This window comes from Streptomyces sp. NPDC018610 (assembly GCF_044391765.1).
GTDB lineage: Bacteria > Actinomycetota > Actinomycetes > Streptomycetales > Streptomycetaceae > Streptomyces.
In genome coordinates this window covers 33,380-45,530 of record NZ_JBISAL010000018.1, presented here as the reverse complement: position 1 = coordinate 45,530, position 12,151 = coordinate 33,380, and the positions used below count along the sequence as shown (strand labels likewise).

At 72.5% G+C, this 12,151-nt stretch carries 11 protein-coding genes; 5 read left to right on the top strand and 6 right to left on the bottom strand.

What is annotated here, in order from left to right:
• Positions 1-139 precede the first annotated feature (139 nt).
• Entirely contained in the window at positions 140-1,237 is a 1,098-nt protein-coding gene (locus tag ACH5A8_RS33355) for a lytic polysaccharide monooxygenase (RefSeq protein ID WP_399007742.1), read from the bottom strand.
• A gap of 569 nt (positions 1,238-1,806) precedes the next feature.
• Positions 1,807-2,829 carry a LacI family DNA-binding transcriptional regulator gene (locus ACH5A8_RS33350; RefSeq protein WP_399007791.1) on the bottom strand — a complete coding sequence of 341 codons (1,023 nt, stop codon included), beginning with the start codon at positions 2,827-2,829 and terminating at the stop codon, positions 1,807-1,809.
• 206 nt (positions 2,830-3,035) lie between these two features.
• Here ACH5A8_RS33350 and ACH5A8_RS33345 point away from each other — a divergent pair, with 206 nt between their 5' ends.
• Both ACH5A8_RS33345 and ACH5A8_RS33340 read left to right on the top strand, forming a co-directional pair.
• A complete protein-coding gene (locus ACH5A8_RS33345) occupies positions 3,036-3,392 on the top strand; it encodes a PRC-barrel domain-containing protein (protein ID WP_399007741.1) in 357 nt (118 codons plus the stop codon).
• A gap of 103 nt (positions 3,393-3,495) precedes the next feature.
• A complete protein-coding gene (locus ACH5A8_RS33340; protein ID WP_399007740.1) occupies positions 3,496-3,669 on the top strand; it encodes a hypothetical protein in 174 nt (57 codons plus the stop codon).
• A gap of 49 nt (positions 3,670-3,718) precedes the next feature.
• Here ACH5A8_RS33340 and proP read toward each other — a convergent pair whose 3' ends face one another.
• A complete protein-coding gene (gene proP, locus ACH5A8_RS33335) occupies positions 3,719-5,227 on the bottom strand; it encodes a glycine betaine/L-proline transporter ProP (protein WP_399007739.1) in 1,509 nt (502 codons plus the stop codon).
• A 282-nt stretch (positions 5,228-5,509) separates the two neighbouring features.
• Here proP and ACH5A8_RS33330 point away from each other — a divergent pair, with 282 nt between their 5' ends.
• A complete protein-coding gene (locus tag ACH5A8_RS33330; protein WP_399007738.1) occupies positions 5,510-7,861 on the top strand; it encodes a GH92 family glycosyl hydrolase in 2,352 nt (783 codons plus the stop codon).
• Between the two features lie 45 nt (positions 7,862-7,906).
• Here ACH5A8_RS33330 and ACH5A8_RS33325 read toward each other — a convergent pair whose 3' ends face one another.
• Positions 7,907-8,590, bottom strand: coding sequence for a class I SAM-dependent DNA methyltransferase (locus ACH5A8_RS33325; RefSeq protein ID WP_399007737.1), 684 nt, complete (start codon positions 8,588-8,590; stop codon positions 7,907-7,909).
• Positions 8,591-8,893: 303 nt separating this feature from the next.
• Here ACH5A8_RS33325 and ACH5A8_RS33320 point away from each other — a divergent pair, with 303 nt between their 5' ends.
• On the top strand, positions 8,894-9,478 hold the full coding sequence (locus tag ACH5A8_RS33320) for a TerD family protein (protein WP_399007736.1): 585 nt from the start codon (positions 8,894-8,896) through the stop codon (positions 9,476-9,478).
• Positions 9,479-9,661: 183 nt separating this feature from the next.
• Here the strand turns inward: ACH5A8_RS33320 and snpA are convergent, their stop codons facing one another.
• Positions 9,662-10,351, bottom strand: coding sequence for a snapalysin (snpA, locus tag ACH5A8_RS33315; RefSeq protein WP_399007735.1), 690 nt, complete (start codon positions 10,349-10,351; stop codon positions 9,662-9,664).
• Between the two features lie 185 nt (positions 10,352-10,536).
• Between snpA and ACH5A8_RS33310 the strand changes: the two genes are divergently transcribed.
• Positions 10,537-11,619, top strand: a complete 1,083-nt coding sequence (locus ACH5A8_RS33310; protein ID WP_399007734.1) for a LysR family transcriptional regulator — start codon at positions 10,537-10,539, stop codon at positions 11,617-11,619.
• A gap of 136 nt (positions 11,620-11,755) precedes the next feature.
• Here ACH5A8_RS33310 and ACH5A8_RS33305 read toward each other — a convergent pair whose 3' ends face one another.
• Entirely contained in the window at positions 11,756-12,103 is a 348-nt protein-coding gene (locus ACH5A8_RS33305) for a DUF1330 domain-containing protein (protein WP_399007733.1), read from the bottom strand.
• Positions 12,104-12,151: the final 48 nt, after the last annotated feature.

The following is a 12,151-nucleotide window of genomic DNA, read 5'->3' as shown; positions in this document are numbered from 1 at the left end:
TGATTTTTTGCTTTCGTCGTCAGAGCACGGGGGCGGGGGGTCGGCCACGCAAAACCCCGGGGGGGGGGGGGGGTTGGGGTCGGGGGGGGGCGGGGGGGGGGGGGGCCCGCGGCCCCCGCCCCGCCCTCTCACCTCCTCCTCACGAACCGGTGCAGCCGACCGAACCGACCGGATAGTCGTTGCCCGTGGACGTGGCGGTGAACCCGAAGGTGACACTGCCGTCGGCGGGGACGACCCGGTTGTAGTCCACGTTCCTGACCGTGACCGTGCCGTCGCCACCCGTCGACAGGGACCCGTTCCACGCACTGCCGATACGGGTGCCGGCGCCCGGCTTCCACGTCACCGACCAGCCGCCCAGCGGCGTCGTGCCGTGGTTCATCACTTCCACCGAACCCTGGAACCCGCCGCTCCAGGAGTTGGTCACGGTGTACACGGCCATGCAGGAGCCGGTGTGCGGGTCGGTCGGGGTCGGCGTGGGAGTGGGGGTCGGGGTCGGCGTGGGCGTGGGCGTCGAGGAGCCCTGGCCCCGGATGCCGGTCACCTCGCCGTGGCCGCCGTCGAAGACGACGTCCGAGCAGGAGAAGAAGTTCTCCTGGCTGTCGGAACGCACCCACTGGATGAAGATCAGCGCGTCGCCGGAGCGGCCGGAGGGCAGCTTCATGTCCCAGTAGTAGTGGCCGCCGTCGGCGCCGGGCGAACCCTGCTGGGGCGGATTGGTGACCGTCTGGACGAGCTCAAGGTCGTTCCAGCGCAACTGGGCCGTCGGCGACCAGCCCGCCTTGGTGACGTACACCCGGAAGTCACCCGGGTGCGCCGCCCAGTTGCTGTACTGCGCCTGGATGGTGGCCCCGGAGGTCAGATGGGTCCTCGGCCAGTCGGCACGGGCGGCGTTGTAGGCCGAGAAGTCGTACGGCGACTTGTCCCCCGCGCTGCACAGGGTGCCGTCCGGCACGTAACCGGCCCCCCGCCCGCCGGCGTTGGAGTCGAGCACGGCGAACCAGTTGTACAGGGCCGTGGCGCCGCTCTTGGCCAGCGCGTCCCGGCACGCCGGGTTGGTGGGGTCGAGTGCGCCGGTACTGGTCTGGGCGTCCAGATGGCACAGGTACGTACGCGATCCGGGGAGCATCGCGACACCGTGCGCTTCGGCGCGGCCCTGCCCGAGCAGGGTCAGCCCCAGGGCCGCGAGGAGGGTGGCGAAGGCCGCCGCCACCGACAGGAGTCTGCTGCGTCGAGCCACGTTCGATCCTTCCGTCGGATGAGGGTGATCGTTTGCGTTCTCTGCGTGGTGCCGTCCGGTGGGCGGACGCTGGAGCCCCCGTCCGCCAGGGGGAGGCGCCGCCTGACGGACGAGGGAGTGTGATGGTCGACGTCGAGGGACGTGCCCCGTCACCGACAAGAGGTGGGAGCGCTCCCAAGCACCGGTTGAACGGGACTGTAGGAGTAACGCATGTCCCTGACAAGACCGTGGACGCGAGGGAGTGGAGGGAAGCCGCCGAAGGCCTGGTCACAGGCATCGGGCAACCACGACGAGCGGTCGGCCGACGGCCGGGAGCGCTCCCGAAAGTTTCGCGCGGAAGGCCGCCGGACGGCACCGGGACGGGCGCCCCGGAGGCGGACCTCGCGCCGCGACGACGGCCCTACCGGGCACCGTGCGGGCGATCGGCGAGGGTCGTACCGGACGAACGGCGACGGCCGTGCCGGGCGAAGACGACGGCCGAACCGGACGAAAGGAAGACGAAGGCGGACCGAAAGAGCGACGAAGCGGAAGCGGGTCGCTTCCGGCGGGACGTGGCAGCCGCCCGTCCGTCAGGCCGACTCGCGCACCACCAGTTCCGTGCGCAGGAGCACGTGACGCCAGGCCACCTGGGGCTCCTCCATCTCCTCCAGCAGCAGCCGGACCATCGCGCGGCCGATCTCCCCCATCGGCTGGCGGACCGTGGTCAGTTGCGGGACGGTGTCCCGGGCGAGGGGGAAGTCGTCGAAGCCGATCACGGCGACGTCCTCGGGCACCCGGCGGCCGGCCTCGCGCAGGGCGGTGAGAGCTCCGGCCGCGGTGGTGTCCGAGGCGGCCAGGACGCCGTCGACGTGCGGATGGCGCGCCAGGAGCTCGGTCATCGCGCGCCGGCCGCTCGCCTCGGTGAAGTCGCCCTCGGCGGTCCAGGACGGCCCGCCGTCCAGCCCGGCCGCCGCCAGGGCCTCCCGGTAGCCGCGCAGCCGGCACTGGGCGACGTACATGTCCAGCGGCCCGGTGATGGTGGCGATCGCGGTGCGTCCCTGGCCGAGCAGATGGGCGACGGCGTCGCGGGCCCCGCCGGCGTTGTCCGCGTCGACGTAGGTGATGCGCTCCTCGCCCGAGCGCCGGCCGAGCAGCACGGTGGGCAGCCTCGCCTCGGCGAGCATGTCGGGCAGCGGGTCGTCGGCGCGCACGGACACCAGCAGCACGCCGTCGACACGGCCGCCGCGCGCGTACTCCACGAACCGTTTGCGCTCGACGTCGGTGCGGATCAGGGTGAGCAGGAGCTGTACACCGGTCTCGGCGAGGGCGTCGCCGACCGTGTGGACGGTCTCGGCGAAGAACGGCTCGCCGAACAGCCGCCAGTCCCGCTCCGTCATGGCCAGGGCGACGGCGTCCGCGCGCCGTCCCGCGAGGGAGCGGGCCGCCAGATTGGGGACGTAGCCCAGCTCGGCGATGGCCTGTCGCACGGCACGGCGTGTCGACTCCTTCACGCCGGCCGCGTTGTTGATGACGCGCGAGACGGTGCCCCGCCCCACGCCTGCGAGGGCGGCCACCTCCTCAAGCGTCGGCGTGCCCGGGCGCCGCATGCCCATGACCACCTCCCCCAAGGAAGCTCCGATCCTACGGCCACGCCGCGTCCCGCGCCCAGGCAACCGATCTTCCCATGGGCGCCGCGCTCCCCCGCCGTGGCGGCGATGGGGTGACCCGTGCCTCCCCGTGGCCCGCGCCGCCCGTGACATTCCTGGTGGGGCGGGTACGTGTTTCACCCAGTGAACAGCGCGAGACAGTGGAGGACGCCATGTTCGAGGCGCAGGACATCCGTCAGTGGCGGGGACAAGCGGTCCACGGGGGCGACGGCAGCAAGATCGGTGAGCTGGAGGCCGTCTACGTCGACACGGTCACCGACCAGCCCTTCTTCGCCACCGTGAAGACGGGGATGCTCGGGCGCCAGCGGCTGGTGTTCGTCCCGCTCGAGGGAGCGACCGTGAGCCCCGGCCACCTGAACGTCGCCTACGACAAGAAGTACGTCAAGGACGCCCCGTCCATCGACACCGACGGGGAACTCCCCGTGGGGGACGAGCCCGCGGTGTTCGAGCACTACGGGCTGCCGTACGAGACCGGCGCGGCCGGGCAGCGTCGGCTGGCCCGGCGATGAGGCCCGGGCCGCCCGACGCCGCCGCGGGGCCCCGCCCCGCGAGTCACTGACCACCGCTCCCCCCGGCGGCCGCGCGCCGGTGGGCCGAGAAAGCGAACGGACAATGCTGGCTCTCTTCCTGTTCCTCGTCCTCGTGGCCGTCGCCCTCGGGGTGATCGGCGTCGTCGCCTCCGGTCTGACGTTCCTGCTGATCATCGGCATCGTGGTGTTCGTCGCCGACGTGCTCCTGCTGGGGATCCGGCTCGGCGGGCGGCGCGGCAGGCGGCCGACGCGCTGAGGGGCGCCGCGCGTGCGGCCCGCCGGAGCACCGGCGGGCCGCGGGGCCGTCAGAACCTGGGGGTCGCCGCCTGGCTCTCCACCAGCCGCGCCGCCTCCTCGGGCGTCGCCACGGAGGGCGGGGAGCCCGCCAGGGGCCGGCGCGCCGTCTCCTTCATGCAGGCCACGGAGACGACTCCGACGAGGGCCGCGGCCATCGCGTAGTAGGCGGGCATCAGGTCGCTTCCCGTGACGGAGATCAGCGCGGTGATCACCAGCGGGGTGGTGCCGCCGAACAGGGAGGCGGAGAGGTTGTAGCCGATGGACAGGGAGCCGTAGCGCACCTGGGTCGGGAAGAGGGCCGGCAGCGCGGCGGACATGGTCCCGAGCAGGCACACCAGGGACAGTCCGAGCATCAGCATCCCCGCGGACACCGCCGCCAGGCCGCCCTGCTGGACCAGCAGGAAGGCCGGCGCCGACAGCAGGAGGAAGCCGAGCATGCCGGCCATGAGGACCGGCTTGCGGCCGACCCGGTCCGAGAGCCGGCCCACCTGGTTGACCAGCAGCATCAGCACCACCATCGTGGCGATGAGGATCAGCAGGCCGTGGGTCTCGGAGTAGCCCATCTCGTCCGACAGGTAGGTCGGCATGTACGACAGGAGCATGTAGTCGGCGATGTTGTAGGCGCCGACCAGGCAGACGCACAGGACGAGGGTCGGCCAGTGGTCGCGGAAGATCTTCGCCAGGTCGCCCTTGGCGGTCGTCTCGACGGCCGACGCCGCTTCGGTGGCCCGGTGGACGGAGGCGTCCTCCAGTTTCCGGAAGGCGGGCGTCTCGTCGAGCTTCAGCCGCAGGTACAGACCGATCAGGCCGATGGGCCCGGCCACCAGGAACGGCACCCGCCATCCCCAGGACTCCATCCCGTCCCCGCCGAGCAGCGCGGTCAGGACCGTCACCAGGCCGGCCGCGCCGACGTAGCCGGCGAGCGTGCCGAGTTCCAGGAAGCTGCCGAAGAAGCCGCGCCGCCGGTCGGGCGCGTACTCGGCGATGAACGTGGACGCGCCGCCGTACTCGCCGCCGGTGGAGAAGCCCTGCACCAGCCGGAAGAGGATCAGCAGGGTGGGGGCCCAGAAGCCGACCGCGGCGTACGACGGGATCAGGCCGATGGCGAACGTGCCGACCGCCATCATGATCATCGTCAGCGCGAGCACCTTCTTGCGGCCGATCTTGTCGCCCATCGGGCCGAACACCATGCCGCCGAGCGGGCGCACCAGGAAGGACACGGCGAAGGTCGCGAACGACGACAGCAGCTGCACGGTGTCGTTCCCGGACGGGAAGAACACATGGCCGATGGTGACCGCCAGATAGCTGTAGATGCCGAAGTCGAACCATTCCATGGCGTTGCCGAGGGAGGCGGCCTTCACCGCGCGTCTGACGGCGGCCTCGTCGGTGACCGTGATGTCGGTCCGCCGCAGCGGGGGATTCCTGCGCCGGCGGACGGCCCTGAACAGCGTGCGGTGGCGTTTGAGGGCCTCGGGGTCGGCGTCGATGTCGTGGAGACCGTCTTCGTTGTCCGCCATGGTGCTTCCTCTCTGCCTGCGCACGGTCGTGCAGGGACCGCTTGCTCACTCGTGGCAGTGGCAAACGGATCGTCCGGCGAGAGCGAGATTCGCCACGTCCGGTTGCGGGTGTGACGGGCGGAATTGTGGTGACCGCCACTCCCCCGGCCGCGCATCGCGTTCAAGGAAAACCGGCGCGATCCGGTGGCGTCCCGGCCCTTGCCGTCATGGCGTTGTCCGTGCTGTCATGCCCCTGACCGATCGTTTGACAACGTTGTCTGACACTCCGAGACAGGAGGTCCCGTGCGCGCCGGACCCTTCCCGAACGCCCGCGCCGGATGGCTGCGCGGTCTGCGTCTGTGCGTGGCGGGGGCGGTGGCGGCGTCCGCGCTGCTGACCGCGCCCGTCGCCGCGCAGGCCGCCGCGCAGCGGAGCGGACCGCTCACCGACCTGGTCGATCCGTTCATCGGCACCCAGAACGAGGGCAACACCTATCCGGGGGCCGCCGTGCCGTTCGGCATGGTGCAGCTGTCGCCGGACACCGGGCACAACACCGGCTACGACTACTCCCAGGACCACATCCGCGGCTTCTCCCTGGTCCATCTCTCGGGCGTGGGCTGCGGCCTGGGCGGCGACCTGCCGGTGCTGCCGACCACCGGCGACGTGACGCAGACCGACTACGCGAAGTACGCCGCCGGCTTCTCCCACGAGGACGAGTCGGCGAGCCCCGGCTACTACCGGGTCGGCCTGGACTCCGGCATCGAGGCGGAGCTGACCGCGACCACCCGCACCGGCGTGCAGCGCTACACCTTCCCCGCCACCGACAAGGCCAACGTCCTGCTCGACGCCGGGCAGGCGCTGCACCGGACGGTCGCGACGAAGGTGGAGGTCCTCGACGACCGCACCGTGCGCACCGCGATCACCGGCCGCGGCTTCTGCCAGGACACGCTGCCGTACACGGTCTACACGATCACCCGTTTCGACCGTCCGTTCACCGCGTACGGCACCTGGGACGGCTCGACGGTGACGCCGGGCTCGGCCACCGGCAGCGGCGGCGCCTACGTGCGGTTCGACACGACGAAGGACCGCACCGTCGAGGCGACCACCGCGCTGTCGTACGTCGACGCGGCCGGCGCGGCCGGCAACCTGCGCGCCGAGGGCGGCCGTCCGTTCGACGCCGTACGGGCGGCGGCGCGACGGGCGTGGGAGAAGCGGCTGGAGGACGTGCGGGTGTCCGGGGGCGCCGGCACCGCGCGCCGCACCTTCTACTCGGCCCTGTACCGGTCGTTCCTGGCGCCCAACGTCGGCAGCGACACCGACGGCCGCTACACCGGCTGGGACCAGCGGATCCACCGCACCGACGGGTACACCTACTACCAGAACTGGTCGCTGTGGGACACCTACCGCACCCAGTCGCAGCTGCTGTCCCTGCTCGCGCCGCGCGAGGCCCGGGACATGGCGGTCTCGGTGATCCGGATCGCCGAGGAGAGCGGCTGGCTGCCCAAGTGGGGCTACGGCACGGTCGAGACGAACATCATGACGGGCGACCCGGTGACGCCGTTCCTCACCAACGCCTACCAGCAGGGACTGCTCGAGGGGTACGAGGAGCGGGCGTACCGGGTGCTGAGGAAGAACGCCGACGGGGTGCCGCCGGCCTCCTCGCCCGCGGTGGGCCGCGAGGGCAACAAGGAGTACCTGGCGAACGGGTTCGTCCCGTACCTCAAGGACCGCCCGCACGCCAAGCCCGGTGACTCGGACTACGACCACGGGGCCTCGGCCACGCTGGAGTACGCCCTGTCGGACGCGATGCTCGCGCAGATGGCCCGGGATCTCGGCCACCGTCAGGACGCCGACCGCTACGCCGCCCGGTCCCGCGACTACCGCACGGTCTTCGACTCCTCGACCGGCTTCTTCCGGGCCCGCGACGCCTCCGGCGCCTTCACCGGGCCGGCCGACCCCGCGCAGAGCGAGGGCTTCCACGAGGGGACGTCCTGGCAGTACCAGTGGCTCGTGCCGCAGGACCTGCCGGGGATGGTCGGCCTCATCGGGGGCGCCCGGGCCGCCGACGACCGCCTCGACTCCTTCTTCGCCTACGACCGGTTGCTCGAGGACCCGGCGAGGACGGCGCGCGAGGTGTGGGTCAACGGGCCGTACGACTACTACAACGCCGACAAGTACAACCCGCAGAACGAGCCCGACCTCATCGCCCCGTACACCTATCTGTCGACCGGGCAGCCGTGGAAGACCACGGACGTGGTGCACGCCGCGCTGACCCTGTTCACCGACACCCCGACGGGCATGACCGGCAACGACGACCTGGGCACCATGTCCGCCTGGGTGGTGCTGTCGTCCATCGGACTGTTCCCGGTGCAGCCCGGATACGACACCTGGGGGCTGTCCACGCCGGTCTTCGACCGGGTCGACCTGACGCTGGACCGCCGCTACTACCCGCACGGCTGGCTGACGATCACGGCGGCCGGGACCTCGGACGCCGACCGGTACGTCCAGGGGCTGCGCGCCGACGGCTCGCGCTACGACCGGACCTACCTCACCACCGGCGCGCTGCGCTCCCTGCGGACCCTCGACTACACCGTCGGCCCGCGGCCCTCGGCGTGGGCGACGGGGCCGCAGGCGGCTCCGCCCGCGCTGAACTGACCCGCGGCCGGCCCGCGGCCTCGCCGGCCGCGGGCCGGCGCCCGTTCAGCCGCGGCGTCGGCAGCGCAGGAAGAGGTGCTCCTCGGGCGGTACGTCCGCGCCGCCCGGGGCGTAGCCGTGGGAGGCCTCCTCGACGACGTCGAAGCGCGCCGCCTCGACCACCTCGCGCAGGGCGGCGCGCGGATAGCCGGAGACCCGGATGCGGCGGCCGAGGAAGGGGATGGGGACGTCGTCCACGTCGGCCTCCACCATGGACAGCGCGAACAGCCCGCCGGGCGCGAGCAGCCGGTGGATCGTCACGAGAGTGGAGGGGATCTCGGCGCGGGGCAGCATGAGCAGGGAGAAGAAGGCCGTGACCGCGTCGAAGCGGCCCAGGTCCAAGGGGCCGCCGGGGCGCAGGTCGGCGAGGTCCGCGTGGTGGAACTCCGCCCCGGGCACCTGCTCGCGGGCGAGGGCGACCATGCCGGCCGACAGGTCGACGCCCACGACCTCCAGCCCGGCCTCCGTCAGCCGGCGGGCGGTCGGGACTCCCGTGCCGGAGCCGAGGTCCAGCACACGGGATCCGGCGGGCAGGGACTCGACGAGCCACTCGGTGGCCGCGATCTGCCCCTCCTTGTGCGGGAAGGCCTCGTCGTAGCGGTCGCCGATGGCGTCGAAGGCCTCGGCCTGGCCCGTGCGGTCGCGCGGCGGGCTCGCGCCCTCGCGTGCGCCGGAGGTGCTGCTGCTCATACGGTCCTCCCCCTCGTCGTCGGCGCGCCGGGCCGTTCCGGACGGCTTCCGCACAGGAGCGTGCGCGCCGCGGGTCACGGCGGTGTCACCGGCCCCCGGCCCCGGCGGGGCGTCCGGACGGCTTGTTCCGCACCGTCCGTTCACGGTCGCCGAGCCTATCGGGAAGGCGGCGGGGCGGGGGAAGACGTGAGACGGCCCCGCATTCATGGACGAAACAGTCAACCGTGGACCACTTGTGGGCGACAGCGGGCCTTCCGTGCAGACTTTGCGTGACGCGATCTCACCACGGAGGATGATCAACGCATGATTACGCTGACGAAGGACGACGGTCCGGCGGACCTGGACGGTGTCACGCATCTGTCCATCGGGGTGTCCTGGGACCCCACCGCGGGCTCCAGCGGCGGGGTCGTCGGCATGCTCCGCCGCAAGACCGGCACCGACCTGGATCTCATCGCCGTCGCCATGCAGGGCGCGGACCCGGTCCGTCTGGCGGGCCTGGACTCGCTGGACCCCATGGGCAACGGCTCCCTGGTGCACAGCGGTGACAACCAGACCGGCCGGGGGGACGGCGACGACGAGACCGTGACGGTCGAGTTCGCGCGGGTACCGCCCAACATCACCGCGATCGTGTTCGTCGCCGCGGCGTTCAAGAAGGGCAGTTCCTTCCAGAAGGCGCGCAACATCAGCTTCAAGGTCTACGACGCGACGGGGGGCAGCTCCCAGCAGGTCGCCGACATCTGGCCGAGCCTGCTCACCCAGGACAACGGCTGCGCCGTGGCCAAGGCCGTGCGGGTCGGCGGCGCCTGGAAGCTGGAGGTCATCAACGTGACCGGGAAGATCAAGCAGGGCGACGAGCACGCCCTGATGCGCTTCGCCGTCAGCAAGTAGCCGCCGGCGCCGTATCGCGGATGCGGGCGTGGTACCGGTCCTTCCCGCCCGGGCGCGGGGCGGGCGCCGCCTCACGGGGTGGGGCGGCGCCCGCCGCCGGTGGGGGGACGGACGGGAAGGACCGGGGACAGGGACGGGGACCGCGGCGCGTGCCGCGGTCCCCGCCTCGCGGACGGCGCGGCGTCAGTGCGCCAGTTCCTTCACGGCCTGCGCCAGGCCGTAGGCCCACAGCTGGTCGACCCGGGACCGCTCGTTGGCGTTGGGGTAGCGGTTGGTGCAGGACGGGCCGGGGCCGCCGCCCGACATCAGCTCGCTGCACGGGCCGCTGTAGTGGTCCGGCAGGCCCAGCACGTGGCCGGTCTCGTGCGCGGCGACGCGCACGGAGTCGTACTGCCGGTTCTGGGCGTAGTCGAGGAAGACGTAGCCGCGGCCGTGGCCGTCGGTGGAGGCGTAGGAGCCCCGCGAGTCGTTGCCCTCGTAGTAGGCGAAGTCGGCGCTGCCGGAGGTGGCCTGGAGCTTGACGTTCGACACCGAGCTGTTCCAGATGGAGGCGGCGCTCGATATCTGCGAGCGGAAGCTCGGCGCCTGGGCGGCGTTGTAGTAGACGGTCACCGACTTCAGGCTCGGGTGGGCGGCCTGCCTCTTCGCGACCGACTTCAGCACGGCGTCGAAGAAGGCCTTGTTGGCGGCGGCGTTCTCGGCCGAGCCGGCGTAGTGCGCGTAGCCGACGGTGGCGGACGGGGCGGTGGCCGGCTGTGCGGCGGCCGGGACCGCGGTGCCCAGTGCGGCGGAGGCGAGGCCGACACCGAGCGCGAGGGCCAGGAGTCTGCGACCGGACTTCGGGGACCTGGAGTTCGTGCGGGACGACGTCATGGGGGGCTCCTACTCGTTCCCTGTGGGGTGTGAACGATCGGTTACGCAGGAGTCTCGGGCAGACCAACGGTGCGGCGGATGATGGCAATCGGGGATAGCACGGGGCTATCGGGGGCCGACTCGTGCGGTTCCGTTGGGATTTGAACATCTGGCGGGCCGTCCCGGAGCCGCCCTACGCTCCCCCCATGGAGCTCGAGGTCAGACATCTGCGCGTCCTCTGCGCCATCGCGGACACCGGCAGTCTGCACAAAGCGGCTCGTGAACTCGGCATGGCGCAGCCCTCGTTGAGCACCCAGCTGCGCCGCATCGAGCAGACGCTCGGCGGCCAGCTCTTCGTCCGGGCGCGCACCGGGTGCCGGGCCACGCCGCTGGGGCACGAAGTGCTCAGCCGGGCCAGGCCGCTGGTCGACGGGCTGGCGGCGCTCGTCACCGAGACGAGGGCCGCGGCCGCCCGGGCCTCCAGCGGGCGGCGGCTGCGGATCGGCGCCACCGCGAGCCGGGCGCTCCCGGGCTGGCTGCGACGGCTGCGCGCCCGGGCGCCGCGGACCGAGCCCACGCTCCAGATGGACGTGTCCGCGAACTCGCTGCTGCGCATGGTCGCCTCGGGCCGGCTGGACATGGCCTTCGTGCACGAGGTGGAGGGCAGCCCGCTGCGCGTCCCGCCGGGGCTCTGTCTGCGGGTCCTGGTCGAACGCGAACCGCAGTTCGTCACCCTCGCCCCGGACCACCCGGCGACCGCGCGGCGCGAGGTGCCGCTCACCGATCTCGCCGGCGAGCGGTGGATGGTCGACTCCACGGTCGACGGCGAGTGGAACGCCCTGTGCCGGGTGCTGCGCGCGGCGGGACTGGAACCCGACATGCTGCACGGCGACTACCTCACCGCGTACTCCCTGGCAGCCATCGGCGAGGTGGTCACGGTCAGCCAGCCCACCGCGCATCCGCGCCCCGACCTCGCCATCCGGCCGCTGCGGGGCGACCCGATCGGGGTGCGGCTGCTGCTCGCGGCCCGTACGGAGGACGAACTCGACAGCGTCTTCGTGGAGTTGGCCGACGCATACTGGGAGGCGGCCCAGCAGTCGCCGGTGTACCGCGACTGGCTGGAGCGTTCGGGGGCTCCCGGTGTGCCCCGGCCTCCCGGGGCGGATGGCGCGCACGTCGCCCGCGAGGGCTCCCGGGGCGGGCCGCAGCGCCGCGCGGCGGGCGCCCCGTCGGTGTCGGTCCTCGACGGGAGGAGGCTCGCCGTGCGACGGGAGGAGGCGAGCCGGTGACCGTCAGGCGCGCCCGGCGGGCCCGGCGGCCGCGGTGACCGGGCGCTCGGCTGTCGGGCGTCTGACCGGGTGCGTGGTCCGGCGTACGACCGGGCGCCGGGTCGGGGCGCCGCTCGCCGTCCGGGGCGGCCGGCGGCTACCGGGCGGGCAGCGACTCGCGCAGCGCCCTCGCGGTGGTGGCGGGGTCGTAGCCCTCGGGGACGCCGGGGACCAGGATGAGGTCGCCCTCGATGTGGCGTGTGCGCAGCGGTGCAATCTCGCGGTAGGCGGGCGAGTCGAACCAGGCGCGCGCCTCGGCCATGCCCGGGAACGATATGACGACGACGTGACCGGGCCAGGCACCCTCCTTCACCTCGTGCTGCGCGGCGTGCACCAGGAAGCGGCCGCCGTAGGGCGTGAAGGTGGCGGTGATGCGCTCGATGTACTCCGCGATCTCCGGGTGGGGGGCGGCCTCGCGCAGGTGGGCGATGGCGTAGGCGGTCATGGCGTCCTCCGGTCGGTCGGCTCCGTTCGAGGACGATCTTGGCACGCG